General features: G+C 69.6%; 21 protein-coding genes. 18 read left to right on the top strand and 3 right to left on the bottom strand.

Features of this window, described 5'->3' with window-relative positions:
- Nucleotides 1–14: 14 nt before the first annotated feature.
- From L6E10_RS03890 to L6E10_RS03810, 17 genes are all read left to right on the top strand, one after another.
- Nucleotides 15–2,096, top strand: a complete 2,082-nt coding sequence (locus L6E10_RS03890; protein ID WP_236216850.1) for an AAA family ATPase — start codon at nucleotides 15–17, stop codon at nucleotides 2,094–2,096.
- Between the two features lie 38 nt (nucleotides 2,097–2,134).
- Nucleotides 2,135–3,400: a geranylgeranyl reductase family protein gene (locus L6E10_RS03885; protein WP_090094636.1), complete on the top strand. Its 1,266-nt coding sequence runs from the start codon at nucleotides 2,135–2,137 to the stop codon at nucleotides 3,398–3,400.
- 267 nt (nucleotides 3,401–3,667) lie between these two features.
- Nucleotides 3,668–4,033, top strand: coding sequence for an NADH-quinone oxidoreductase subunit A (locus L6E10_RS03880; RefSeq protein ID WP_030478224.1), 366 nt, complete (start codon nucleotides 3,668–3,670; stop codon nucleotides 4,031–4,033).
- 7 nt (nucleotides 4,034–4,040) lie between these two features.
- Nucleotides 4,041–4,592: an NADH-quinone oxidoreductase subunit B family protein gene (locus tag L6E10_RS03875; protein ID WP_090094637.1), complete on the top strand. Its 552-nt coding sequence runs from the start codon at nucleotides 4,041–4,043 to the stop codon at nucleotides 4,590–4,592.
- A complete protein-coding gene (locus L6E10_RS03870) occupies nucleotides 4,589–5,341 on the top strand; it encodes an NADH-quinone oxidoreductase subunit C (protein WP_236216848.1) in 753 nt (250 codons plus the stop codon). Before L6E10_RS03875 ends, L6E10_RS03870 begins: the two co-directional genes overlap by 4 nt.
- Nucleotides 5,338–6,780 (top strand): NADH-quinone oxidoreductase subunit D, encoded by a 1,443-nt coding sequence (locus L6E10_RS03865; RefSeq protein ID WP_236216846.1) that lies wholly within the window; start codon nucleotides 5,338–5,340, stop codon nucleotides 6,778–6,780. The genes L6E10_RS03870 and L6E10_RS03865 overlap by 4 nt, the downstream gene beginning before the upstream one ends.
- Nucleotides 6,777–7,496 (top strand): NADH-quinone oxidoreductase subunit NuoE, encoded by a 720-nt coding sequence (gene nuoE, locus L6E10_RS03860; protein WP_236216844.1) that lies wholly within the window; start codon nucleotides 6,777–6,779, stop codon nucleotides 7,494–7,496. Before L6E10_RS03865 ends, nuoE begins: the two co-directional genes overlap by 4 nt.
- Before the next feature lie 10 nt (nucleotides 7,497–7,506).
- Entirely contained in the window at nucleotides 7,507–8,787 is a 1,281-nt protein-coding gene (gene nuoF, locus L6E10_RS03855; protein ID WP_236216842.1) for an NADH-quinone oxidoreductase subunit NuoF, read from the top strand.
- The gene (locus L6E10_RS03850) at nucleotides 8,784–11,231 is read left to right on the top strand and encodes an NADH-quinone oxidoreductase subunit G (protein ID WP_236216840.1); all 2,448 of its coding nucleotides are present in this window, start codon (nucleotides 8,784–8,786) and stop codon (nucleotides 11,229–11,231) included. The genes nuoF and L6E10_RS03850 overlap by 4 nt, the downstream gene beginning before the upstream one ends.
- A gap of 23 nt (nucleotides 11,232–11,254) precedes the next feature.
- Nucleotides 11,255–12,550 carry an NADH-quinone oxidoreductase subunit NuoH gene (gene nuoH / locus L6E10_RS03845; RefSeq protein WP_236216907.1) on the top strand — a complete coding sequence of 432 codons (1,296 nt, stop codon included), beginning with the start codon at nucleotides 11,255–11,257 and terminating at the stop codon, nucleotides 12,548–12,550.
- Nucleotides 12,551–12,552: 2 nt separating this feature from the next.
- The gene (gene nuoI / locus L6E10_RS03840) at nucleotides 12,553–13,068 is read left to right on the top strand and encodes an NADH-quinone oxidoreductase subunit NuoI (RefSeq protein ID WP_090094643.1); all 516 of its coding nucleotides are present in this window, start codon (nucleotides 12,553–12,555) and stop codon (nucleotides 13,066–13,068) included.
- Complete coding sequence (locus L6E10_RS03835) at nucleotides 13,065–13,913, top strand: NADH-quinone oxidoreductase subunit J (protein ID WP_236216838.1); 849 nt, start codon at nucleotides 13,065–13,067, stop codon at nucleotides 13,911–13,913. The genes nuoI and L6E10_RS03835 overlap by 4 nt, the downstream gene beginning before the upstream one ends.
- Nucleotides 13,910–14,209: an NADH-quinone oxidoreductase subunit NuoK gene (gene nuoK, locus L6E10_RS03830; RefSeq protein WP_030473209.1), complete on the top strand. Its 300-nt coding sequence runs from the start codon at nucleotides 13,910–13,912 to the stop codon at nucleotides 14,207–14,209. The genes L6E10_RS03835 and nuoK overlap by 4 nt, the downstream gene beginning before the upstream one ends.
- Nucleotides 14,210–14,219: 10 nt before the next feature.
- The gene (nuoL, locus tag L6E10_RS03825) at nucleotides 14,220–16,157 is read left to right on the top strand and encodes an NADH-quinone oxidoreductase subunit L (RefSeq protein ID WP_236216836.1); all 1,938 of its coding nucleotides are present in this window, start codon (nucleotides 14,220–14,222) and stop codon (nucleotides 16,155–16,157) included.
- Nucleotides 16,154–17,722 carry an NADH-quinone oxidoreductase subunit M gene (locus L6E10_RS03820; protein WP_236216834.1) on the top strand — a complete coding sequence of 523 codons (1,569 nt, stop codon included), beginning with the start codon at nucleotides 16,154–16,156 and terminating at the stop codon, nucleotides 17,720–17,722. Before nuoL ends, L6E10_RS03820 begins: the two co-directional genes overlap by 4 nt.
- A gap of 1 nt (nucleotide 17,723) precedes the next feature.
- On the top strand, nucleotides 17,724–19,301 hold the full coding sequence (gene nuoN / locus L6E10_RS03815; RefSeq protein WP_236216832.1) for an NADH-quinone oxidoreductase subunit NuoN: 1,578 nt from the start codon (nucleotides 17,724–17,726) through the stop codon (nucleotides 19,299–19,301).
- Between the two features lie 37 nt (nucleotides 19,302–19,338).
- Nucleotides 19,339–20,322, top strand: coding sequence for a polyprenyl synthetase family protein (locus tag L6E10_RS03810; RefSeq protein WP_236216905.1), 984 nt, complete (start codon nucleotides 19,339–19,341; stop codon nucleotides 20,320–20,322).
- Here L6E10_RS03810 and rarD read toward each other — a convergent pair.
- The gene (gene rarD, locus L6E10_RS03805) at nucleotides 20,319–21,248 is read right to left on the bottom strand and encodes an EamA family transporter RarD (protein ID WP_236216830.1); all 930 of its coding nucleotides are present in this window, start codon (nucleotides 21,246–21,248) and stop codon (nucleotides 20,319–20,321) included. The two genes, L6E10_RS03810 and rarD, sit on opposite strands and share 4 nt — an antisense overlap.
- A gap of 145 nt (nucleotides 21,249–21,393) precedes the next feature.
- On the opposite strand from rarD, the gene L6E10_RS03800 reads away from it, so the two are divergent.
- Nucleotides 21,394–23,382: a hypothetical protein gene (locus L6E10_RS03800; protein WP_236216828.1), complete on the top strand. Its 1,989-nt coding sequence runs from the start codon at nucleotides 21,394–21,396 to the stop codon at nucleotides 23,380–23,382.
- A gap of 64 nt (nucleotides 23,383–23,446) precedes the next feature.
- On the opposite strand, the gene L6E10_RS03795 is transcribed toward L6E10_RS03800, so the two are convergent.
- Together L6E10_RS03795 and L6E10_RS03790 are read right to left on the bottom strand one after the other, a co-directional pair.
- Complete coding sequence (locus L6E10_RS03795; RefSeq protein WP_236216826.1) at nucleotides 23,447–24,496, bottom strand: 2-oxoacid:ferredoxin oxidoreductase subunit beta; 1,050 nt, start codon at nucleotides 24,494–24,496, stop codon at nucleotides 23,447–23,449.
- Entirely contained in the window at nucleotides 24,493–26,331 is a 1,839-nt protein-coding gene (locus L6E10_RS03790) for a 2-oxoacid:acceptor oxidoreductase subunit alpha (RefSeq protein WP_090094651.1), read from the bottom strand. Before L6E10_RS03790 ends, L6E10_RS03795 begins: the two co-directional genes overlap by 4 nt.
- Nucleotides 26,332–26,513 lie beyond the last annotated feature (182 nt).

Below are 26,513 nucleotides of genomic sequence, written 5' to 3'. Positions count from 1 at the left end.
TCACACTGGGTCGTGTGCACACGAACGACCTCGGTGAGAACCACGGCAACGCCGTGCAGGCGGCGTACGTCGCGCACCTGTCCGTGGGTGCGGTGCCGGACCGGCCTGCGGTTCCGAGGCAGCTGCCGTTCGCCTCACCCGGCTTCGTCGGCCGCGCCGGGCACCTGGCCGTCCTCGACCGGCTGACCACCGCGCTCGACACCGGCACCACCGTGCTCGCCGCCGTGGTCGGCACCGCGGGGGTGGGCAAGACGTCCCTGGTGCTCAGGTGGGCGCGGGAGGCCCAGCGGCACTTCCCCGACGGCACCCTGTACGTGAACCTGCGCGGCTACGGACCCGGCGGACCGGTCGCCCCCGGCGACGTCCTGGCCGACTTCCTCGTCGCCCTCGGGATCCCGCCGGAACGGGTCCCGCCGCGCCAGGAGGCCCGTGCCGCGCTCTACCGGTCGCTGCTGGCCGACCGGCGCGTGCTGGTCGTGCTCGACAACGCCAACGGCGCGGGACAGCTGCGCCCGCTGCTGCCCGCCGGTCCCGGCTGCGTGGTGGTGACGAGCCGGTCCGACCTGGTGGGGCTGGAGATCGGCGAGGGAGCGGTGCGCATCCCGTTGCCGCTGCTCAGCGACTCCGAGGCGCGGGAGCTGGTCGGCGCGGTGCTGAAGCGGCCCGCCGAGACCGCCGCCGTCGCCGAACTGGTCGACGCGTGCGCACGGCTGCCGCTGGCGCTGCGGATCGCGGCCGGACGCGTCGCCACGACCCCGCACCTCACGGTCGCGCAGCTCGTGGCGGAACTGCGGGCGCAGCGGTGGGAGGTGCTGAGCGTCCCGGACGACGAGCAGCAGGCGGTGCGGACCGTCTTCGACTGGTCCTACCGGCGGCTGCGGCCGGAGGAGGCGCTGCTGTTCCGGCGGATCGGACTCCTGCCGGTGGAGAGCTTCGGCGTGCTCACCTCCGCCGTGCTGTGCGACGTCGAACCGCACACCGCGCGCACGCTGCTGGCCGGGCTCGCCGCCCAGCACCTGGTCGAACCGGCCGGCAAGGACCGGTACACCTGCCACGACCTGCTCCGGGCGTACGCCGCCGACCTCGCCGAGCGGGACGAGGACCGGGACGAGGCGGTGCACCGGCTGCTCGACTGGGTCGCCCACCACGCCAGGAAGGCGTTCCTGACGCTCTTCCCCGAGTACGCCGACCTGCACGCCGGCGCTCAGATCGTCACCAGTCCACGCCTGGAGCTGCGGTTCGACGGCAAGGCGGACGCGTGGGCCTGGGTGGAAGCCGAGTTCGGCAACGCCGCCACGTACGTGCGGGCCGCGGAGCGCCACAACCTGCCGATGATCGCGATGCTGCTCGGTGACGTCGCCTCCGCCCAGCTGGCCCTGGTCGGCCGGTTCGACGAGGCGCTGGAGGTGTGCGGCATCGGGGTGCGCGCCGCCGCGGCGCTCGGCGACCGGCGGGCGCAGTGCCTGATGGCGCAGAGCCTCGGCCAGCTGTGGTGCGTCGTCGGCGACTGGCGGCGTGCCGAAGAGGTGTACCGCGCCAACGCGGTGACCGCGCGAGAGCTCGGCGACACGGAGCTGATCGCGGAGGTGTGCGTACACCTCGGCTGGGTGGCGGTGGAGGTGGGATGGCACGCCGACGCGCTAACCCACCTCCACGAGGCGCTGGCCGTTCGTCCGCGCGGCGCCAAGAGGCGCAGCTTCATCGAGTTCTGCCTCAGCGCGGCGCACGCGGGCCTCGGTGATCACGAGCGGGCGCTCGCGCACGCGGAACGGAGCCTGCGCCTGCTCGGCGAGACGGACAGCCACCGGAGCTTCGCGTGGCAGGCGATGGCACGGGCGAGGCAGGTCGCGGGAGCCCACGCCGAAGCCGCCGAGCTGTGCGAACGGGCGCTGGCCTGCGAGGACCACCACGACAACCCCCGCAACCACGCGCTGCGGCTCGACCTCCTCGGCGAGTCCCTGCGGCACCTCGGCGACACCGCGCGGGCGCTGGAGTGCTGGCGGGAAGCGCTGCGGGTGCTGGAGGAACGCGGCGACCACCGCGCGCCCGACCTGCGGCAGCGACTGGCGGCGCTGGTCTCAGCGGACTCCGGTTAGAGTCGCGGAGGAGTCACGGCACACGTTAGGGAGTCTGGATGAGCAGGCGCGGGATCAACGAGGACGCCGACGTCATCGTGGTGGGCGCGGGACCCGCGGGCTCGACCGCGGCGACCTACCTGGCCAGGGCGGGCCTCGACGTCCTCCTGCTGGAGAAGAGCACCTTCCCCAGGGAGAAGGTCTGCGGCGACGGCCTGACCCCCCGAGGCGTCAAGCAGCTCATCGACCTGGGCATCGACACCCGCGAAAGCAACGGCTGGCTGCACAACAAGGGTCTGCGCGTGGTCGGCGGCGGCGTCACGATGGAGCTCGACTGGCCGGACCTGGCGACCTTCCCGAACTACGGCGTGGTCCGCCCGCGCATGGACTTCGACGAGATGCTCGCGAACGCCGCGAAGGCTGCCGGCGCGCGCATGCACGAGCACACGACCGTCACGAAGGCCATCGTCGAGAACGGCCGGGTCGTGGGCGTGGAGGGCAAGCAGGGGCCGGAGAGGAACCCGGTCACCTACCGGGCCCCGATCGTCGTGGGCTGCGACGGGGTGAGCGCCAGGCTGGCTCTCTCCGTCGGCCTGCAGAAGGACGACGCCAAGCCCATGGGCGTCGCGGTCCGCCGGTACTACAACAGCCCGCGCACCAAGGACGACTACCTCGAGTCGCACCTCGAGCTGTGGGCGCCGGACGGCCAGCTGCTGCCCGGCTACGGCTGGATCTTCGGCATGGGCGACGGCAGCGTGAACGTCGGCCTGGGCATCCTCAGCACCTCGAAGGCCTACGGCACCACCGACTACCGCCAGCTCCTGCGCAGCTGGCTCGACGCGACGCCGGAGGAGTGGGGCTTCCGCGAGGAGAACGCGACGAGCCGCATCGGGGGCGCCGCGCTGCCGATGGGCCTCAACCGCAAGCCGCACTACCGGGCCGGGCTCGTGCTCGTCGGCGACGCCGGCGGCATGGTCAACCCGTTCAACGGCGAGGGCATCGGCTACGCCATGGAGTCGGCCAAGATCGCGAGCGAGTCGATCGTCCAGGCCCTCGCGCGGACCGGCGTCAACCGTGAACGGGCGCTGCACGGCTACCCGGTCCGGATCGAGGAGGCGCTCGGCAGTTACTACCGGCTCGGGAACGTCTTCTCGAAGCTCATCGGCAACCCGGCGATCATGCGGACCGCAACGAAGTACGGAATGCCGCGGAAACGCCTGATGAAACTCGTGCTCAAGCTCCTGGCGGGCCTCTACGACCCCAAGGACGGCGACGCAATGGACAAGCTGATCGTGGCCGCGACGAAGCTCGCTCCGACCGCATAAATTACTCCGAATAGGTGACGGCACCGGCTCAATACGAGCCGGTGCCGTTTCGTTTGTGTCCATCACGTTAAAGGTCCTGGTCAGACCCTGTGACCTAGGTCATTTACAGGCGTTCTACACTGGCGATCGAGCTTGTGAATCACTTCACAACAGTGTGATCAAGCTTGTGAACTGTTTCACAAGCGTTTGTTAGGTCCGCCTAACAAACGACTGGCAGATCTACACCCTTAGGGTGCGCCTCGACACGCGAGGAAAGGACGACGGAGCGTGCTTGACCCTTACCTCCCCCTCGTATTGATGTTCGCGCTTGCCGGGGCGTTCGCACTGTTCTCGGTGACCGCAGCTCCCTACATCGGCCCCCGCCGCTACAACAAGGCGAAGCTCGACGCGTACGAGTGCGGCATCGAGCCGAGCCCGCAGCCGGTCGTGGGTGGAGGGCGCATGCCCGTCGCCTACTACCTGACGGCGATGCTGTTCATCCTGTTCGACATCGAAATGGTCTTCCTCTACCCGTTCGCCGTGGCCGCCGACAAGCTCGGCCTGTTCGGGCTGGTGGAGATCGTCCTGTTCGTCGCCACGGTCGGCTTCGCGTACGTCTACGTGTGGCGTCGCGGCGGCCTCGACTGGAACTGAGGAAGTCATGGGTCTCGAGGAGAAGCTCCCGAACGGCATCCTGCTGGTCAGCGTCGAGAAGCTGGTCAACTGGACCCGCAAGTCCTCGCTCTGGCCTGCCACCTTCGGCCTGGCCTGCTGCGCCATCGAGATGATGACGACGGGTGGTCCGCGCTACGACCTCGCCCGCTTCGGCATGGAGGTCTTCCGCGCCTCACCGCGCCAGGCGGACCTGATGATCGTCGCGGGTCGCGTCACCAACAAGATGGCGCCGGTCCTGCGGCAGATCTACGACCAGATGCCCGAGCCGCGCTGGGTGCTGGCCATGGGCGTGTGCGCCAGCAGCGGCGGCATGTTCAACAACTACGCGGTGGTGCAGGGCGTCGACCACGTCGTGCCCGTCGACATGTACCTGCCGGGCTGCCCGCCGCGGCCGGAGATGCTGATGGACGCGATCCTCAAGATCCACGCCAAGATCATGGACGAGCCGCTGGGCGCCGTGCGCGCCAAGGCGCTCGCCGACTCGGGCCACCGCACCGATCTCATCCCGTCGTCCGAGCGTTTTGCGAGGAAGAAGTGACCGAGCCAGGGGGAGAGCACTCCAGCGTCAACAACCGCGCGGGAGAGGACCTCGAGAAGACCAACGGGGACGAGGCGAAGGCCAAGGCGCCGATCCTCGCGGGCAAGGAGCGCAAGGGCCTGTTCGGCGTCACCGGCTCCGGTGACACGTCCGGCTTCGGCGGCCTGCGCCTGCCCGCCCACGTGGCGGCTCCGTCCGAGCGCCCGTTCGGCGGCTGGTTCGACGAGGTCGCGGACGAGCTGTTCGCCGCCATCGCCGACAAGGGCCTGCCCACCGACACGGTGCAGCAGGTGACGGTCGACCGCGGCGAGATCACCTTCTACCTCAGGCCGGAGACGCTGCTGGAGGTGGCGCGCATCTGCCGCGACACCCCGGCGCTGCGCTTCGAGCTCTGCAGCTCGGTGTCCGGTGTGGACTACGGCGCCGACGTGCCGCAGCGCCTGCACTCGGTCACGCACCTGACGTCGATGACGTACCGCCGCCGCATCCGGCTGGAGGTCGCGGTCGACGTCGAGCACCCGCACGTGCCGAGCCTCGTCGAGGTCTACCCGACGGCGGACTGGCAGGAGCGCGAGACCTGGGACATGTTCGGGATCATCTACGACGGTCACCCCGGACTGACCCGCATCCTCATGCCGGACGACTGGGACGGCCACCCGCAGCGCAAGGACTACCCGCTGGGCGGCATCCCGGTCGAGTACAAGGGCGCGGAGATCCCTCCGCCGGACCAGAGGCGGTCGTACTCATGACCGAGCGGCTTTCGGACTTCACCACCGGGACGAACACCAGCGCGACCGGTAGCGACAGCACGGACGACGTCAAGACCAGCACCGAGGCCCCGCAGGTCGCGGACTCCGGGAGGACCAACGGGACCCCCGAGGCCCCCGAGGTCGCGGACTCCCGGAAGACCACCGAGGGCACCGTCTACACGGTGACCGGCGGCGACTGGGACGAGGTCCTCGCGGACGCGGTCCACGACGAGCGCATCGTCATGAACCTCGGCCCGCAGCACCCCTCGACTCACGGCGTGCTCCGCCTGGTGCTGGAGCTCGAGGGCGAGACGGTGACCCACGCCCGCAGCGTCATCGGGTACCTGCACACGGGTATCGAGAAGAACTGCGAGTACCGGACCTGGGTCCAGGGCGTCACGTTCGTCACGCGCACCGACTACCTGGCGCCGCTGCACCACGAGGCCGCGTACTGCATGGGCGTCGAGAAGCTGCTCGGCATCACGGTGCCGGACAAGGCGCAGGCGATCCGCGTGCTGCTGATGGAGATCAACCGCATCAGCTCGCACCTCGTCGCGCTCGCCACCGGCGGCATGGAGCTCGGCGCCCTCACGGGCATGACCTCCGGCTTCCGCGAGCGTGAAGAGGCGCTGCACCTGCTGGAGCACCTCACCGGTCTGCGGATGAACCACGCGTTCATCCGGCCCGGCGGTCTCGCGCAGGACCTGCCGGACGACGCGGTCGAGAAGATCACCGCGTTCGTCAAGGTCATGGAGAAGCGCCTCCCGGACTACGACAAGCTGCTCACCGGCCAGCCGATCTGGCGCAACCGCCTCGCGGGCGTGGGCTACCTGCCCGTCGACGCGTGCCTCGCGCTCGGCATCACCGGCCCGATCCTGCGCTCCGCCGGCCTCGCCTGGGACCTGCGCAAGATCGAGCCGTACAGCGGCTACGAGAACTACAGCTTCGACGTGCCCACCTCGAACGCGGCGGACTGCTTCGCGCGGTACCTGCTGCGCCTCGAGGAGATGCACCAGTCGCTGAAGATCATCAAGCAGGTCGTGAAGAACCTGCCGACCGGTCCGGTGATGGTGGAAGACGCGAAGATCGCGTGGCCCGCGCAGCTCACGATCGGCAGCGACGGCATGGGCAACTCGCTCGAGCACGTCCGCAAGATCATGGGCCAGTCCATGGAGTCCCTGATCCACCACTTCAAGCTGGTGACCGAGGGCTTCAAGGTGCCGGCCGGCCAGGTGTACGTGCCGGTCGAGTCGCCGCGCGGCGAGCTGGGCTACCACCTCGTCTCCGACGGCGGCACGAGGCCGATGCGCGTGCACCTGCGCGAGCCCAGTTTCGTGAACCTCCAGTCGATGCCCGCGATGTGCGAGGGCGGCATGGTCGCCGACGTGATCGCCGCCGTCGCCTCGATCGACCCGGTGATGGGTGGTTGCGACCGATGACCCAGGCAGCTGAGAACACCACGTTCGACCAGACCGCCGTGGACCGCGCGCAGGCGATCATCGCCCGCTACCCGCAGGCCCGCAGCGCCCTGCTGCCGATGCTGCACCTGGTGCAGTCGGTGGAGGGCTACGTCTCCCAGGACGGCATCCGGTTCTGCGCCGGGCAGCTCGACCTGACCGAGGCCGAGGTCAGCGCGGTCGCGACGTTCTACACGATGTACAAGCGCCGCCCGTGCGGTGAGCACCTCGTGAGCGTCTGCACCAACACGCTGTGCGCGGCGCTGGGCGGCGACGAGATCTACTCGACGCTCAAGAGCCACCTCGGCGTGGGCCACGAGGAGACCGCGGGCGAGCCGGGCACGCCGGGCTCGATCACGCTGGAGCACGCCGAGTGCCTCGCCGCGTGCGACCTCGGCCCTGTGCTGCAGGTGAACTACGAGTTCTACGACAACCAGACGCCCGAGAAGGCGCTGGGACTCGTGAAGGCGTTGCAGGCGGGGGAGAAGCCCGACCCCACCCGCGGCGCCCCGCTCACCGACTTCAAGCAGGCCGAGCTGCAGCTCGCCGGGTTCTTCGAGGGCCGCGACGCGGACCTCGACGGCCCGTCGGCGGCTCCGGAGTCGCTGCGCGGCGCGAAGATCGCCCAGGAACGCGGCTGGGACGCGCCGGCCATGCCGGACAACGCCGAGTTCCCGGCCCTGCCGGAAAAGAAGTAGGGGGCACAAGATGGTCGACCCGCTGACTCCCGTCCTCACCAAGCGCTGGACCGAGCCCCGGTCCTGGACGATCGAGACCTACGAGCGCACCGGTGGCTACACCGCCCTGCCCAAGGCGCTGAAGGCCCACCCGGACCAGCTCATCCAGCAGTGCAAGGACTCCGGGCTGCGCGGCCGCGGCGGCGCGGGGTTCCCCACCGGCATGAAGTGGGGCTTCATCCCGCAGGGCGACGGCAAGCCGCACTACCTCGTCATCAACGCCGACGAGGGCGAGCCGGGAACCTGCAAGGACATCCCCACGATGATGGCGGACCCGCACTCGCTGATCGAGGGCGTGATCATCACGTCGTACGCGATCCGCGCGAACTTCGCGGCGATCTACGTCCGCGGCGAGGTCCTGCACTGCATCCGCCGCCTCAACGCGGCGGTGCGCGAGGCGTACGCCAAGGGCTACCTGGGCAAGGACATCCTCGGCAGCGGGTTCGACCTGGACGTCGTCGTCCACGCGGGCGCCGGCGCGTACATCTGCGGCGAGGAGACCGCGCTGCTCGACTCGCTGGAGGGCCGTCGCGGCCAGCCGCGGCTCAAGCCGCCGTTCCCCGCGACCTCGGGCCTCTACGCGTCGCCCACCGTGGTGAACAACGTCGAGACGATCGCGTCGGTTCCCTTCATCGTCAACGGCGGCGCCGACTGGTTCCGCGCGATGGGCCGCGACCGGTCGCCCGGTCCGAAGATCTACTCGCTGTCCGGCCACGTGACGAACCCCGGCCAGTACGAGGCGCCGATGGGCACGACCCTGCGGCAGCTGCTCGACATGGCCGGGGGCATGAAGGACGGCATCCCGCTGAAGTTCTGGACGCCGGGTGGCTCGTCCACCCCGCTGTTCACGGCGGAGCACCTCGACGTGCCGCTGGACTTCGAGGGCGCGGCCGAGGCGGGCTCGATGCTCGGCACGACCGCGATCCAGATCTTCAACGAGACCGTGTCCGTGCCGTGGGCCGTCATGAAGTGGACGGAGTTCTACAAGCACGAGTCGTGCGGCAAGTGCACGCCGTGCCGCGAGGGCACGTACTGGCTCGTGCAGATCCTGCAGCGGATGGTGGCGGGCAACGGCACGGCGAGCGACATCGACACGTTGCTCGACGTCTGCGACAACATCCTCGGCCGTTCCTTCTGCGCGCTCGGTGACGGTGCGGTCAGCCCGATCACCAGTGGCATCAAGTACTTCAAGGACGAGTTCCTGGCTCTGTGCGACCAGAACTCCAAGGTCCTGGCTGGAGCGAACGCATGACCATCGCGCCTGACAAGCCCAACGCAACCGAGCTCGTCGTGCCCGAGGGTCACGTCAAGCTCGTCATCGACGGTGTGGAGGTGGTCGCTCCCAAGGGAGAGCTGCTGATCCGCACCGCCGAGCGCCTCGGCACGGTCATCCCGCGCTTCTGCGACCACCCGCTGCTGGAGCCCGCGGGCGCCTGCCGCCAGTGCCTCGTCGAGGTCGAGATGGGCGGCCGGCCGATGCCGAAGCCGCAGGCCTCCTGCACGATGACGGTCGCGGACGGCATGGTCGTGAAGACCCAGCTGACCTCGCCGGTCGCGGACAAGGCCCAGCAGGGTGTGATGGAGCTGCTGCTCATCAACCACCCGCTGGACTGCCCGGTCTGCGACAAGGGCGGTGAGTGCCCGCTGCAGAACCAGGCGATCGCCCACGGCCGCAGCGACTCCCGCTTCCACGAGCGCAAGCGCACGTTCCCGAAGCCGATCAACATCTCCACGCAGGTGCTGCTCGACCGCGAACGCTGCGTGCTCTGCCAGCGCTGTACCCGGTTCTCCGCGCAGATCGCCGGCGACCCGTTCATCGAGCTGCTGGAGCGCGGTGCGCTGCAGCAGATCGGCACGGCGCCGGAGAAGCCGTTCCAGAGCTACTTCTCCGGCAACACCATCCAGATCTGCCCGGTCGGTGCCCTCACCAGTGCCGCCTACCGGTTCCGCGCCCGTCCGTTCGACCTCGTGTCGACGCCGAGCGTCTGCGAGCACTGCTCGTCGGGCTGCGCCGAGCGCACCGACTGGCGGCGCGGCAAGGTGCAGCGCAAGCTCGCCGGCGACGACCCGCAGGTCAACGAGGAGTGGATCTGCGACAAGGGCCGGTTCGCCTTCCGCTACGCCACGACGGCCGACCGCATCAAGCGGCCGCTGGTGCGCGACGCGGAGACCGGTGAGCTGCGCGAGTCGTCCTGGACCGAGGCGCTGCAGGTCGCGGCGGCCGGTCTGACGGCGGCCCGCGAGGCGAACGGCGTCGGTGTGCTGACCGGTGGCCGGCTGACCGTCGAGGACGCCTACGCGTACTCGAAGTTCGCCCGGATCGCGTTGCGCACCAACGACATCGACTTCCGCGCCCGGCCGCACAGCGCCGAGGAGCTGGAGTTCCTGTCCGGCACCACGGTGTTCACCAACCCGGACAACGGCGTCACGTTCGGGGGCATCGAGTCCGCACCGGCCGCGCTGCTGGTCGCGTTCGAGCCGGAGGAAGAGGCGCCGATCGTCTTCCTGCGCCTGCGCAAGGCCGCCCGCAAGGGCACCAAGGTCTTCCACCTCGGTCAGTTCACGACCCCGGCCGTGGAGAAGACGCTCGGCACGCTGCTCGCCTGCGTGCCCGGTGCCGAGGCGAACGCGATCAACGCGCTGCCGGACCACGCGGCCGACGTCGTCGAGCTGCTGTCCAAGCCCGGTGCGGTGATCCTCGTCGGCGAACGCGCCGCCGTGATCCCCGGCGCGTTCACCGCGGTCGCCCGGCTGGCCGAGCGCACCGGCGCGAAGGTCGCGTGGATCCCGCGCCGTGCCGGCGAGCGCGGTGCGCTCGCGGTCGGTGCCACGCCGAACCTGCTGCCCGGTGGCCGTCACGTCGCGAACGCCGCGGCACGCCTGGAGGTCGAGCGCACCTGGGGCGTCGAGGAGGGCTCGCTGCCCGCGACGCCCGGCCGCGACACCACCGGCATCCTCGAGGCCGCCGCGAGCGGTCAGCTGTCCGGCCTGGTGGTCGGTGGCGTCGACCCGTTCGACCTGCCCGACCCCGTGCTGGCCGAGCAGGCCCTGGCCGGCGCCGGCTTCATCGTGAGCCTGGAGCTGCGGCCGAGCGCGGTCACCGCGCACGCGGACGTCGTGCTCCCGATCGCCCCGGCGGTCGAGAAGGCCGGCAGCTACCTCAACTGGGAGGGCCGCCGCCGCGAGTTCGGCACCACGCTCGAGGGCACCGGCTCGCTGCCGGACTGCCGCGTGCTCGACACCCTCGCGGTGGAGATGGACGCGGACCTGTTCACGCAGACGCCCGCCGCCTCGGCCGCCGACCTGGCCCGCCTCGGCGAGGGCGCCGTCACCGGCTCCTCGCTGAACGTCGCCGCGCCGCTGGTGTCCCCGGCCGGTCCCGGCCAGGCCGTGCTCGCCACGTGGCACCGCCTGATCGGCAACGGCTCGCTGCAGGTCGACGAGCCGCACCTCGCCGGCACGGCCCGCCCGGTCGTCGCGAAGGTCGCGGAGACCACCGCGGCGCAGTTCGGCCTGGAGACCGGCGGCCACGTGACGGTCTCCACGGAGCGCGGCGCGATCACGCTCCCGGTCGAGACCGACGACCTGCCCGAGGGCGTCATCTGGCTGCCCACCAACTCGGGTGACGTGACCGTCCGCGCCACGCTCGGCGCGGGTCACGGCTCGATCGTCTCCGTCAGCGGAGGGAAGTCATGACCCAGCAGTTCGTCGCAGCGGAGATCGGCGAGACCGCCAAGCTCCTCGCGGACGACCCGATCTGGCTGATCCTGGTCAAGGTCGTCGCGATCTTCGCGTTCCTCGTGGTCATGACGCTGTTCATGATCAACTGGGAGCGCAAGGTCGTTGCCCGGATGCAGCACCGCCCCGGCCCCAACCGGGTCGGCCCGAACGGCTGGCTGCAGTCGCTCGCGGACGGTCTGAAGCTCGCGTTCAAGGAAGACATCCGCCCGGTCCTCGCGGACAAGTGGGTGTTCTTCCTCGCCCCGGTGATCTCCTGCATCCCCGCGTTCCTCGCGTTCTCGGTCATCCCGCTCGCGGGCGAGGTCAACCTGTTCGGCGAGCAGACCGCGCTGCAGCTCGTCGACCTCCCGGTCGGCGTGCTCGTGGTGCTCGCCTGCTCCTCGATCGGCGTCTACGGCATCGTGCTGTCCGGCTGGGCCTCCGGCTCGCCGTACCCGCTGCTGGGCGCGCTGCGGTCGGCCGCGCAGGTGATCTCCTACGAGATCGCGATGGGCCTGTCGATCGTCGCGGTGATCATGTTCACCGGCTCGATGTCGACCGGTGACATCGTCGGTGCGCAGGCGTCCACCGTGCTCGGGTTCGCGCCCGGCTGGTTCGGACTGCTGCTCTTCCCCAGCTTCGCGATCTACGTCGTGTCGATGGTCGGCGAGACCAACCGCGCCCCGTTCGACCTCCCCGAGGCCGAGTCGGAGCTCGTCGGTGGTTTCCACACGGAGTACAGCTCGCTGAAGTTCGCGCTGTTCTTCCTCGCCGAGTACGTGAACATGGTGACCGTCTCGGCGCTCGCGACGACGCTCTTCCTCGGCGGCTACCACGCCCCGTGGAGCGGCGACTTCATGAACACCGGCTGGTGGGGCCTGCTCTGGTTCATCATCAAGACGCTGGGCTTCCTGTTCATCTTCATCTGGCTGCGCGGCACGCTCCCCCGCATGCGCTACGACCAGTTCATGCGCCTGGGCTGGAAGGTGCTGGTCCCGACCAGCCTCGTCTGGATCATGGCCGTCGCGGTCATCCGCACCGGTGCGATCCAGCAGCTCTCCACGGCGCAGCGGCTCATCGCGCTGGGCGTGGTCGTCGGCCTCGTGCTGCTGGTCTCGTTCCTGCTGCCGGACAAGAAGGTCCAGGACTCCAAGGGCGTTCCGCTCGCGGGTTCGGGCTTCCCCGTCCCGCCGCTCGACCTCGCGGTCCCCAAGTCAGCGCCCAAGCGCAAGGTCAAGGTCGCCACCATCCCCGCGGAGAAGGCAGCCGTCACCACCGGTAAGGAGGCTGAGTAGGGATGTTCGAGTCCCTGAAAGGCTTCGGCGTCACCTTCGGCACCATGTTCAAGAAGGTGGTGACGGAGGAGTACCCCGAGGTCAAGAAGGTGACCGCGCCGCGGTTCCACGGTCGTCACCAGCTGAACCGGCACCCGGACGGGCTGGAGAAGTGCGTCGGCTGCGAGTTGTGCGCGTGGGCCTGCCCCGCGGACGCGATCTTCGTCGAAGGTGGCGACAACACCGAGGAGGCGCGCTACTCACCCGGTGAGCGCTTCGGTGCCGACTACCAGATCAACTACCTGCGCTGCATCGGCTGCGGCCTGTGCATCGAGGCCTGCCCGACCCGTTCGCTCACGATGACGAACGAGTACGAGCTGGCCGACGACAACCGCCAGGACCTGATCTTCACGAAGGAGGACCTGCTCGCCCCGCTGCTGCCCGGCATGGAGCAGCCGCCGCACCCGATGCGGCTCGGCGAGAACGAGCAGGACTACTACGTGAACGGCCCGCGGCTCGCCAAGGAGGCCCAGCAGTGAGCCTCCTCGCGTTCCTCGCCCAGCAGCCGGAACCGGTGCAGCGCGCGGTCGACACCGTGACGACCGGCGAGGCGATCTCGTTCTGGGTGCTCGGCCCGCTCGCGCTGGCCGGCGCGCTCGGCATGCTCTTCGCGCGCAATGCGGTGCACTCCGCGCTGTGGCTCGTCGTGACGATGCTCAGCCTCGGTGTGCTCTACATGGTCCAGCAGGCGCCGTTCCTCGGCTTCGTGCAGATCATCGTCTACACCGGCGCGATCATGATGCTGTTCCTGTTCGTGCTCATGATGGTCGGCCGCGACAGCTCGGACTCCGTGGTCGAGGTCATCCGCGGGCAGCGGCTCGCGGCCGCGTTGCTCGGCATCGGCTTCGCCGTGCTGATGGTCGCCTCGATCGCCCGCGCGCTCACCTCGGTGCAGTCCGCCGGCCTGGCCGAGGCGAACACCACCAACGGCGGCAACGTCGGCAACATCGGCACGAAGCTCTTCACGGAGTACCTCTTCGCGTTCGAGCTCACCTCGGCGCTGCTGATCACCGCCGCCCTCGGCGCGATGATCCTGGCGTTCGTCGGCCGCGACGGGAAGCCCGCCAAGAAGACGCAGAAGGAACTCGTCGAGGAGCGCTTCCAGGAGGGCAAGCGGGTCGGGTCCATCCCCGGCCCCGGTGTCTTCGCCACCGCGAACTCGGTGGCCACCCCCGCCCTGCTGCCCGACGGCAGCGTCGCGGAGGAGTCGCTGTTCGACGTCATCGAGACGACCGACAGGTCCGCCCTCTCCGACGACGTCTCCGAGGTCGCGGGCACCGGTCACCAGCCGGACTCGCACGCGCTCAAGGGAAGTGAGTCGTGACTCCCACGTACTACCTGCTGCTGTCGGCACTGCTGTTCAGCATCGGCGCCGTCGGTGTCCTGGTGCGGCGCAACGCCATCGTGGTCTTCATGTGCGTCGAGCTCATGCTCAACGCGGTCAACCTGAGCCTCGTGACGTTCGCGCGGATCAACGGCTCGCTCGACGGTCAGGTGATGGCGTTCTTCGTGATGGTCGTCGCCGCGGCGGAGGTCGTCGTCGGCCTCGCGATCATCATGTCCATCTTCCGGACGCGTCGCTCGGCCTCGGTCGACGACTCGAACCTGCTGAAGTACTGAGGGGTCACCGGTGACGGAACCTGTTGTCGCCAGCGGGGTCGCGAGCTTCGCCTGGTTGCTGTTGGCGCTGCCCGCGTTCGGCGCGGCGGTGCTGTTGGTCAGTGGTCGGCGCGCGGACAGGTGGGGCCACCTGCTCGGCAGCGCCACGCTGCTGGCGTCGTTCGGCTACGCGCTCGCGCTGTTCTTCTCGACGCTCGGTGTGTCGAACCCCGAGGAGCGGGTGCAGAACCTGCACCTGTTCAACTGGATCGACGTCAACGCGCTGACCGTCGAGTTCGGACTGCGGCTCGACCCGCTGTCGCTCACGTTCGTGCTGCTGATCACCGGTGTGGGCTCGCTGATCCACATCTACTCGATCGGCTACATGGCGCACGAGGAGGGCAGGCGCAAGTTCTTCGCCTACCTCAACCTCTTCGTCTCGGCGATGCTCCTGCTGGTGCTGGGCAACGGTTTCGTGACCCTGTACTTCGGCTGGGAGGGCGTCGGTCTCGCCTCGTACCTGCTGATCGGCTGGTACCAGTACAAGCCGGAAGCGGCGTCGGCGGCCAAGAAGGCCTTCCTGATGAACCGCGTCGGTGACCTGGGCCTCGCGATCGCGATCTTCCTGATGTTCAACCGCCTCGGCAGCACGCAGTACACCGAGGTCTTCGCGCGGGTGAGCGAGTTCTCCTCCGCCGAGGTCCTCGCGATCACGCTGCTGCTGCTCCTGGGCGCCTGCGGCAAGTCGGGCCAGTTCCCGCTCCAGGCCTGGTTGCCGGACGCGATGGCCGGCCCGACGCCGGTGTCCGCCCTGATCCACGCGGCGACGATGGTCACCGCGGGCGTGTACCTCATCGCCCGCTCGAACCCGCTCTACAACCTGAGCGCGGACGGCCGCCTGGTCGTGATGATCATCGGTGGCGTCACGCTGCTGATCGGCTGCATCATCGGTTGCGCCTACGACGACTTCAAAAAGGTCCTGGCGTACTCGACGGTCTCGCAGATCGGCTACATGATCCTCGCGGTGGGTCTCGGCCCGATCGGGTACGCGCTCGGCATCATGCACCTGCTGACGCACGGCTTCTTCAAGGCCGGGCTCTTCCTCGGTGCCGGTTCGGTCATGCACGGCATGAACGACGAGGGCAACATCCGCCGGATGGGCGGGCTCTACAAGTTCCTGCCGATCACCTTCGTCACCTGGACGCTCGGCTACCTCGCGCTGATCGGCATCCCGCCGTTCGCGGGCTACTTCTCGAAGGACGCCATCATCGCGGCGGCGTTCGGCGCGGAGGGCTGGCGCGGGTACGTCTTCGGCGGTGTCGCGCTGCTCGGTGCCCTGCTGACCGCGTTCTACATGACGCGCCTGCTGATCCTGGTCTTCCTGGGCAAGCCCCGCTGGAAGGACCTGAAGGCGGAGAACGGCAAGGACTACCACCCGCACGAGTCCCCGCTGACGATGACCGTTCCGATGATCGTCCTCGCGGTCGGCTCCGTCGCCGGTGGCTGGTTCCTCTCCTCCGGTGGCCGTCTCGCCGGGTGGCTCGAGCCCTCGCTGGGCGAGCTGCAGGAGTCGCACGGTGTGCTGTCGCACGGCATGGTCGGGATCCTGACCGTCGCCCTGTCGCTCGTCGGCGCCGGCCTCGCGTTCCTGCTCTTCGGCCGCGGCAAGCAGCCGGTCGAGCGGCCGGAGCGGGTGTCGTTCCCGGTGCGCGCGGCCCGTGCGGACCTCTACGGCAACGCACTGAACGAGGCCCTCTTCGCGCGGCCGGGCACCTGGCTCACCCGCGCGCTGGTGTACCTCGACCTCAAGGGCGTCGACGGTGTGGTCAACGGCACCGCGGCGCTGCTCGGCGGTAGCTCCGGCCGGTTGCGCAGGCTGCAGACCGGGTTCGTCCGCTCCTACGCACTGTCCATGCTGCTGGGCTCGATCTTCGTGCTCGGGGCGCTCCTGGTGGTGAGGTTCTCGTGAGCTGGGTTCTGATCGCACTCATGGTGGTGCCGCTCGTCGGCGCACTGGTGGTGGCGTTCCTGCGCAAGAACGACCGCACGGCCAAGCTCGTCGCACTGGCGATCTCGCTCGTGGAGCTCGTGCTCGCCGTTCTGCTGTGGACCGCCTACGACCCGGACGGCGAGCGCATCCAGCTCGCCTCGGGCGTCGACTGGATCCCGGCGTTCGGCGTGCGGCTGTCGTTCGGCATCGACGGCATCGCGCTGGTGATGATCGCGGTCATCGCGCTGCTGATCCCGCTGGTGATCGGCGCGGGCTGGACGGAGAAGCTGCCCGCCGGTCGTTCGCAGGGCGGCTACCTCGCGCTGATCCTTGTGCAGGAGGCCGTGACGGTCGCGGTGTTCGCCGCCACCGACGTCTTCCTGTTCTACGTGCTGTTCGAGGTCATGCTCATCCCGATGTACTTCCTGATCGGCGGCTACGGCGGCGCGCGCAGGCAGTACGCGGCGGTCAAGTTCTTCCTGTACTCGTTCCTCGGCGGCCTGATCATGCTGGCCTCCGCGATCGGCGCCTACGCGATGGCGTCGGACGAGCTGGGCAAGGGCACGTTCGACTGGGCGACGCTCGTGACCGTGGTCCGCGACGCCGACTCGACGACGCAGACCTGGCTGTTCCTCGGCTTCTTCCTCGCGTTCGCGATCAAGGCGCCGCTCGTGCCGTTCCACACCTGGCTGCCCGATGCCGCGGCCGAGGCGCCCATCGGCGTCACGGTGATCGTCGTCGGCATCCTCGACAAGGTCGGCACGTTCGGCATGCTGCGCTACCTGCTGCCGATGTTCCCGGAGGCGTCGAAGAACCTGGCGCCGTACGTGCTCGTGCTCGCGGTGGCCGGTGTCCTCTACGGATCGCTGCTCGCCACGGGCCAGCGGGACATGAAGCGGTTCCTGGCCTACGTCTCGATCGCGCACTTCGGCTTCATCGCGCTCGGCATCTTCTCGTTCACGTCGCAGGCCGGCGTGGGCTCGGTGTCGTACATGCTCAACCACTCGATCTCGACCGGCATGCTGATCCTGGTGATCGGCATGGTGATCGCGCGCGGTGGTTCGTCGCAGATCTCCGACTACGGCGGCATGTCGAAGGTGGCGCCGCTGCTCGCCGGCATGCTGCTGATCTCCGGTCTGACCACGCTGTCGCTGCCGGGCACGAACTCGTTCGTCTCGGAGTTCCTGGTGCTGATCGGCTCGTTCCCGACCCGTCCGGTGTTCACGATCATCGCGACGGTCGGCATGGTGCTCGCGGCGCTCTACGTGCTGTGGCTCTACCAGCGGATCATGACCGGCCCGCTGCGCGGCGACGCCCTCATCGGTGCCGCGGCCGGTCCGGGTGCCGTCGGTGACCCGGAGAAGAAGACCGCCATCGGCGACCTCACCAAGCGCGAGATCGCCGTGCTGGCACCGCTCGTTGTCATCGTGCTGGCACTCGGGTTCTACCCGCAGCCGGTGCTCGACGTCATCACCCCGACTGTCGGGGCGACGCTGACCGAGGTCGGCGTGACCGACCCGGTCACCGTGCAGGAAGGCAAGTGACGTGAACCTTCTCGTCGCTCAGGCGCAGACGATCGAGGCGCCGGAGATCGATTACGGCGCCATCGCGCCGCTGCTGGTCGTGCTCGGTGCCGCGTGCATCAGCGTGCTGCTGGAGGCGTTGCTGCCCAAGCACCAGCGCTGGGCCGTGCAGCTCGTCCTGACGCTCGTCACGATGGTCGGCGCGACCGGTGCGCTGATCCTCTACGCGACGTCGGAACGTCCCGAGCAGGGCGTGGCGACGCTGGCGGGCGCGATCGCGGTCGACTCGCCGTCGCTCTTCCTGTGGGCCACCCTGCTGGTGCTCGGGTTCGGCTCGGTGCTGCTGATGGCCGACCGCTCGGTGGAGCCGGGCGGCGCGTTCGTGGCGCAGGCCGCGATCCGTCCCGGCACGGTCCAGGACCGCGCGCAGGCGACGAAGACCGGCATGCAGACCGAGATCTTCCCGCTCACGCTGTTCGCGCTCGGCGGCATGATGACGTTCGTCGCCTCGAACGACCTGCTGACGATGTTCATCGCGCTGGAAGTGCTGTCGCTGCCGCTGTACCTGCTGTGCGGCCTGGCTCGCCGCCGTCGCCTGCTCTCGCAGGAAGCGGCCGTGAAGTACTTCCTGCTCGGCGCGTTCGCCTCCGCGTTCTTCCTCTACGGCGTGGCCCTGCTGTACGGCTACGCGGGTTCGGTGAAGCTCTCGGCCATCGCGACCGCCGCGGGCGGCACGGACCGCTCCGACACGCTGCTGTTCGCGGGCTTCGGCCTGCTGGTGGTGGGTCTGCTGTTCAAGGCGGCCGTCGGCCCGTTCCACGCCTGGACCCCGGACGTGTACCAGGGCGCCCCGACGCCGGTGACGGCGTTCATGGCGGCCTGCACCAAGGTCGCCGCGTTCGGCGGCATCCTGCGCGTGCTCACGGTGGCGTTCGAGAACACGCAGTGGGAGTGGCGCGGCGTGCTCTACGGCGTCGCGGTCGTGTCGATGGTGATCGGCGCGGTCCTGGGTCTCACCCAGACCGACGTGAAGCGCATGATCGCGTACTCCTCCGTGGCGCACGCGGGCTTCCTGCTGATCGGCTCGATCGCGTTGACCCCCGAGGGCGACGCCCCCGGTGTGAGCGCGACCATGTTCTACCTGCTGGCGTACGGCTTCACCACGATCGCCGCGTTCGGCATCGTGTCGCTGGTCCGCAACTCGGACGGCGAGGCGACGCACCTGTCGCAGTGGGCGGGTCTCGCCAAGCGGTCGCCGATCGTGGCGGGCGTCTTCACGTTCCTGCTGCTGGCCCTGGCCGGCATCCCGCTGACGTCCGGCTTCATCGGCAAGTTCGTCGTGTTCAGCGCGGCGATCGACGCCGGCCTGACGCCGCTCGTGGTGATCGCCCTCGTGGCCTCGGCCGTGGCGGCGTTCTTCTACCTGCGGGTGATCGTGCTGATGTACTTCAGCGACCCGGCCCCGGACGGCCCGACCGTCACGGTCCCCGGTGCGTTCACCACGATCGCGATCACGTTGGGTGCCGTCGTGACGTTGGTGCTGGGTCTGTGGCCCACCTTCGTGCTCGATTGGGCGGGTACCGGCACCTTCCTCAGCTAGGTGTACGTACGCTGCTGGTGTGACCAGTAGCGAGCAGTTGGGGCCGGGGTTCGCGTTGGTGGACCCCGTGCTCACCGAGGTAGTCCAGGACGGCCTGGCCGAGGTGGAGCGCATCCTGCACGACGTCGTGCAGAGCGAGTTCCACCCGGTCACGGAAACCTCGCTTCACCTTGTGGAGGCGGGCGGGAAGCGGATCCGCCCGCTCTTCACGCTGCTCGCATCGCAGTTCGGCGCCGACTGGGACCGGGACAAGGTCATCAAGGCCGCCACTGTGGTCGAGCTCACCCACCTCGCGACGCTCTACCACGACGACGTCATGGACGAGGCGACCATGCGGCGCGGAGCGGTCTCCGCGAACGTCAAGTGGGACAACAGCATCGCGATCCTGACGGGCGACTTCCTGTTCGCCCACGCGTCCCGGCTGACCGCCGACCTGGGGACGGACGCGGCGCGGATCATCGCGGAGACGTTCTCGGTCCTCGTGACCGGCCAGATGCGCGAGACCGTCGGCCCGCGGCCCGGCGAGGACCCGATCTCCCACTACCTCAAGGTGATCGAGGAGAAGACCGGCGTCCTGATCGCCACCGCGGCGCTGTTCGGCGGCATGTTCTCCGACGCGACCGACGAGCAGACGGACGCCCTGCGCCGGTACGCCGAGGTGATCGGGGCCGCGTTCCAGATCTCGGACGACGTGATCGACATCGCCTCCCCGTCCGTCGAGTCCGGCAAGACGCCCGGCACCGACCTGCGCGAGGGCGTGAAGACGCTGCCGATGCTCCACTCGCTCGCCGACCCGGCCGAGACGCGCCTGCACGAGCTGCTGGCGGGACCGATCACCGACGACGCGCTGGTGGACGAGGCCCTCGAACTGCTGCGGAAGTCCTCGGGCATGGACAAGGCCCGCGAGACCCTCGACGACTACGCGGACCGGGCCCGCACGGAGCTGGGCAAGCTGCCGCCGTGCGCCGCGCGGGACGCGTTGGAGGAACTGGCCACGTACGTGGTCGAGCGCACTCGCTAGGGCCCGCTGACCGGCGCGAGCGCCTGCTTGCGCCGGTTCCGCACCGCGTCGACGGTGAAGACCGCCAAGGCCAGCCACACCAGGCCGAACCCGATCCACCGGCTGGCCGGCATCGGTTCGTGCACGACGAACACGCCCCACGCGAACTGCAGGATCGGCGCGATGTACTGCAGCATCCCCATGGTGCTCAGCGGGATCAGCCGGGCACCCGCGCCGAACGCCAGCAACGGGATCACCGTCACGACGCCGGTGCTGACGAGGAGCAGGGCGTGGCCGGTGCCGGCGGCGGCGAACGTGTTCGCGGTGCCGAGCGTGAGCAGGTAGATCAGCGCGATCGGCGCGATGACGGCGTTCTCGGCGGTGAGGCTGGAGATCGCGTCCAGCGGGACCTTCTTCTTCAGCAGGCCGTAGATGCCGAACGAGCAGGCCAGCACCAGCGAGATCACCGGTAGCCTGCCGTAGTCGATGGTGAGCACGATCACAGCGATCACGGCCACGCCGATGGCCGCGACCTGAGTGATGCGCAATCGTTCCTTGAGGAAGATCATGCCCAGTGCCACGCTCACCAACGGGTTGATGAAGTAGCCGAGTGCGGCCTCGACGACATGATGGCTGTTCACGGCGTAGATGTACGTTCCCCAGTTGACCGTGATCAGAACGGCCGCTGCGGTGACGATGAGCCAGCCCTGTCCTGACAGTTCGAGCAGGGGACGCCACCGGCGGAGCACCGCGACGACGACGGCGAGCACGACGAACGACCAGACGATCCGGTGTGCGAGCACCTCGACCGGCTGGGCGGGTACGAGGAGTGGCCAGTACGCCGGGAAGAGGCCCCAGAGGACGTAGGCGATTGCGCCGTAGGTGACCCCTCGCCCCTGGGTGTGAACTTCTGGCGAAGTGCGGGCAGAGGTTGTCGGAGGGGGCACAAAACCCCACTCTACGCTGGGCTTTCCAGCCGTTATTTGCGCTGAACGGCGTAGTGACGGAGCATCATCAAAGGCACTGTAGTTTGGCCATGCTCACCCTTCCGAGTGAGTGAGGTCGGAGTGTGGTCGTAGAAGGGGCTTACCCGTGAACATCTTCGGGCAGGTCTGGCTGTGGAGCCTGCTGTCCTTCGTTGCGGGAGCGCTGGTCACCTGGCTGGTGTACGTACGCCCCGCGCGCAAGCGGATCGCCGACCTCAATGATCAACTTGTCGACGCCCGCAGGTCGTCCGCGCCCGTCGCGGCGCCGGCCCCGGCCGACGACTTCGTGATCGACGAGTGGGCCGACGCGCCGCCGCGGTCGCTGAGCGACGAGGTGCCGGCACCCCCGGCACCCGTGCCCGCTCCTGTGCCCGCGCCCGCGCCGTACGTGGAGCCGCCCGCCTACTTCGGCGAGCCCGTCGCGGCACCCGCGCCGCCGCCCGTCGTCGAGGAGGAGCCCGCTCCCGCCGCCGAGGAGCGCCGCGACCAGCCGGAGGAGCACGACGAGCCCTCCGCCCCGGTCCGCCAGTACCTGGAGCCCGACGAGGCGCAGCGCCGCTTCGAGGAGCAGCTGGCCGAGCAGAGGGCGCTGGCCGACACCGAGGACGACGACCGCCCGCGGTCGCTGTTCGAGCGCCTCCCGCACGACGAGGTGCCCGCCGAGACCCCGGCCGAGCAGACGACGGTCCTGTCGCAGTCCGGCCTCGAGGCCGCGGACTTCGACGACGAGCCGGAGCTCCCGGCCGAGCAGACCTCGTACGTGCCCGCGGTCCCGCCGGTCGCCGAGCCCGGTGCCCCGGCGGCGCAGCCGACCGCCGGTCCCGAGGTCGAGCAGACCGACGACTTCGTCTACCAGCCTCGCGAGGTGTGGGCGCAGGACGAGCCGGAGACGTACCTCGACGAGGCCGCCGAGCAGGAGGACGAGCCCGCGCCGACGCGCTCCGAGCAGACGACGTTCATCGCCGTCGAGGAGAGCAGCTGGCCCGACAACGACCTCACCGGCGAGTACCCCGGCCTGCGCGACGAGATCTCCGGCCAGCTGGACGGCTTCACCGAGCCGGAGCCCGACCCCGAGGCCGAGGCCGAGGTCCAGCCGGAGGAGCCCGCCGAGCAGACCGGCCTGATCGAGCCGATCGACCTCGACGCCCCGCAGGTGCGCAACGGCGTCTTCGAGCCGACGCAGGCCGAGGAGCCGCAGCCGGAGCCCGAGCCCGCTCACGCCCCGCGCGAGGAGCCGGCCCACCGGGAACCGGTCTACGAGGAGTTCGTCGAGCCCGAGTACACCGGCTCGTTCACCCAGCCGTTCGTGGCTCCGGGAGCCCCCGCCCCCGCACCGTTCTCGGCGTTCGAGCCGCGCGTGGAGACCGACGAGGCCCCGGAACGCACCCCGCGTGCCGTCGGCGCGGCCTTCTCGCACAACGCGGAGGCCTCCGAGACCCCCGAGGCCCCCGCGGCACCGGTGGCCGACCGCCCGCGGTCGCTCTTCGAACCGCTGCTGGACGCCGACGAGCCGCTGCCGCCCCTCGGCCAGACCCGCACGCTCCCGGACACGACGAACGACCAGCCGTTCGTCCCGAAGTTCGTGCCGAGCGACGAGCCCCTGCTCGCCGCCCCGCCGGAGCCCGAACCCGAGCCGGTGCACCTGCCCCAGCGCCACACCGAGGCGGGCCTGCCCATCCGCGAGGCCAGGCGCACGACCCCGCAACGCCAGCAGAGCTTCCCGGCGTTCGCGGCGTTCGAGTCCCCGAAGCAGGAGGCTCCCAAGCCCGCTCCCGCACTCCCGGCGCGCCCCCGCCCGGTCGGCTTCTCGCCGTCCACCGGCGGCCGCCCGAACGGTGCCCCGGCAGGCGGCGGCACCGGACCGGCCCGCTTCCAGCAGCCGGAGGGCTTCAACCCGCGCTCGCCGTTCGGTCCGGGCTCGGTGCTGCCGAAGTCGGACGGCACGGCGCCGGCCGTGGACTTCGCCGTGAAGGCCACGCTGACCGGGCGTCGTTACTACTCCGAGGGGTCCGCGAACTTCGTGGAGACGCGGGCCGACGTGTGGTTCCGCACGGAGGCCGACGCGGAGAAGGCCGGGTTCCGCCCGGCACCCTGATCCCCGAGGCACAGCGAAAAGGCCCCCACCGCGTTCGGTGGGGGCCTTTTCCGTCACTCCGCGGTCAGCCGACCACGGTCCAGGTGTCCTTGCCGTGCAACAGCTTGGCCAGGTCCGCGGCCTTCGTGGCCTTGGCCTCGCCGACCTGCGCCCGCACCCCGTCGTCGTACGTCGTGCGGTTCGCCCGCCGGAACACACCGGTGACGGTGTGCGTGAGGTCCTGCGTCGACAGCCTCGACAGCGCGAACGACAGGTTCAGGTCCGACGCGTCGTGCACCACGACGTCGCTCGCGTCCACGTCCGCGGACTTGGCGACCGCGAGCCCGAAGCCCTCGCGCACCACGCAGTACTCGCCCTCGCGGCCGAAGCGGATCGGCTCGCCGTCGACGACGTTGATGATCCGCCGCTGCGCCTCGTCCGCGTCCTTCAGCACGTCGAACGCGCCGTCGTTGAAGATCGGGCAGTTCTGGTAGATCTCGACGAGCGCCGACCCGCGGTGCTCGGCCGCCTGGCGCAGCACCGAGGTCAGACCGGCCTTGTCCGAGTCGAGCGCCCGGCCGACGAAGGAGGCCTCCGCGCCCAGCGCCAGCGACACCGGGTTGAACGGGTGGTCGAGCGACCCGAGCGGGGTCGACTTGGTGACCTTGCCCTCCTCGGAGGTGGGCGAGTACTGGCCCTTGGTGAGGCCGTAGATCCTGTTGTTGAACAGCAGGATCTTGAGGTTCACGTTGCGCCGCAGCGTGTGGATCAGGTGGTTGCCGCCGATCGACAGCGCGTCGCCGTCACCGGTCACCACCCACACGCTCAGGTCCGGCCGCGCCACGGCGAGACCCGTGGCGATGGCCGGCGCACGGCCGTGGATGGAGTGCATGCCGTAGGTGTTCATGTAGTACGGGAAGCGGGACGAACACCCGATGCCCGACACGAACACGATGTTCTCGCGCTTGAGACCCAGCGACGGCAGGAACGACTGCACGGTGTTGAGCACGATGTAGTCGCCGCAGCCGGGGCACCAGCGGACTTCCTGGTCGGACTTGTAGTCCCTGGCCGTCTGCTTCTCGTCGGTGGTGGGAACCCCGGTCAGGCCGGGGATTCCGAGGTCGATCGCGGTCACGCCGACACCCCCTTGATCACGTCAGCGAGCACGTCCTGCAACTCCTCCGCCTTGAAGGGCAGGCCCTGGACCTTCGTGTACGACACGGCGTCCACCAGGTACTTCGCCCTCAACAACAACGCGAGCTGGCCCAGGTTCATTTCCGGCACGACCACCTTGTCGTAGCTGCGGAGCACCTCGCCCAGGTTCTTCGGGAACGGGTTGAGGTGCCGCAGGTGTGCGTGCGCGACCGGCAGGCCCAGCTTGCGGACCCGGCGGGCCGCCGCGCCGATCGGGCCGTACGACGAACCCCAGCCCACGACGAGCACGCGGGCGTTGCCGTCCGGGTCCTCGACCTCGACGTCCGGCACCTCGATGCCGTCGATCTTCGCCTGGCGCAGGCGGACCATCTTGTCGTGGTTCTCGGGGTCGTAGGAGATGTTGCCGGTGACGTCCTGCTTCTCCAGGCCGCCGATGCGGTGCTGCAGACCCGGGGTGCCCGGCACGGCCCACGGGCGGGCCAGCGTCTCCGGGTCGCGGGAGTACGGCTGGAAGTTCTCCGGGTCGGTCGCGAACTCGACCGTGAGGTCGGGCAGCGAGTCGACGTCCGGGATCAGCCACGGCTCGGAGCCGTTCGCCACCGCGCCGTCGGACAGGAACAGCACCGGCGTGCGGTACTTCAGCGCGATCCGGCACGCGTCGACCACGGCGTCGAAGCAGTCCGAGGGGGACCGCGGCGCCACGACCGGCACCGGCGACTCGCCGTTGCGGCCGAACATCGCCTGCAGCAGGTCGGCCTGCTCGGTCTTGGTCGGCAGGCCGGTGGACGGGCCACCGCGCTGCACGTCGATCACGAGCAGCGGCAGCTCGGTCATCACGGCGAGGCCGATGGTCTCGGACTTCAGCGCGATGCCGGGGCCGGACGTCGACGTCACGCCGAGCGCGCCGCCGTAGGACGCGCCGAGGGCGATGCCGATGCCCGCGATCTCGTCCTCGGCCTGCACCGTGGTGATGTCGAAGTTCTTGTGCTTGCTGAGCTCGTGCAGGATGTCCGACGCCGGCGTGATCGGGTACGTGCCGAGCACGACGGGCAGCTTCGACAGCTGTGCCGCCGCGACGATGCCGTACGCCGTCGCCGTGTTGCCGGTGATCTGGCGGTAGGTGCCGACGTTGAGCTTCGCGGGAGCCACCTCGTAGGTGACGGCGAAGGCCTCGGTCGTCTCGCCGTAGTTCCAGCCGGCGCGGAACGCGAGGACGTTGGCCTCGGCGATGTCGGGCTTCTTCGCGAACTTCTCGCGCAGGAACCGTTCCGTGCCCTCGGTCGGCCGGTGGTACATCCACGAGAGCAGCCCGAGCGCGAACATGTTCTTCGCGCGCTCGGCGTCCTTCTTGCCGAGGCCGGTCTCCTCGAGGGCGCCGATGGTCAGCGTCGCCATGGCGATCTTGTGGACCTGGAACCGCTCGAGCGAGTCGTCCTCGAGCGGGTTCGAGTCGTAGCCGACCTTCGTCAGGTTCCGCTTCGAGAACTCGTCGGTGTTGACGATGAGGATGCCGCCGTCCGGCAGTTCGCCGACGTTCGCCTTGAGCGCGGCCGGGTTCATCGCGACGAGGACGTCGGGACGGTCGCCGGGCGTCAGGATGTCGTAGTCGGCGAAGTGCAGCTGGAACGACGACACACCGGGCAGGGTCCCCTGTGGTGCGCGGATCTCGGCGGGGAAGTTGGGCTGCGTGGCGAGGTCGTTGCCGAACGCCGCCGCTTCCGACGTGAACCGGTCTCCGGTGAGCTGCATACCGTCACCGGAGTCGCCGGCGAAGCGGATCACAACGCGATCCAGCTTGCGGGTCTCAGTGCTCATTCCTACGCCGATACCTCTCTCCAAGGGTGGCTGTGCCCCACCGCGAGGGTAGCCGCCAGGACCGCCTGCGAGACGGGCCGTGTACCACTAGGCGAGACGAACTGTCCCATCTGCCGCAGCGGGTCCCCAACTGGACGGTGAGCACAGCACTACCAGCGGATACCCGAACGCGGCAGACGTCA

Source organism: Lentzea sp. CC55 (assembly GCF_021056325.1).
Classification (GTDB): domain Bacteria; phylum Actinomycetota; class Actinomycetes; order Mycobacteriales; family Pseudonocardiaceae; genus Lentzea; species Lentzea jiangxiensis.
Note: the sequence above shows the minus strand (reverse complement) of the source record. Positions and strands in the feature narration are given on the sequence as shown.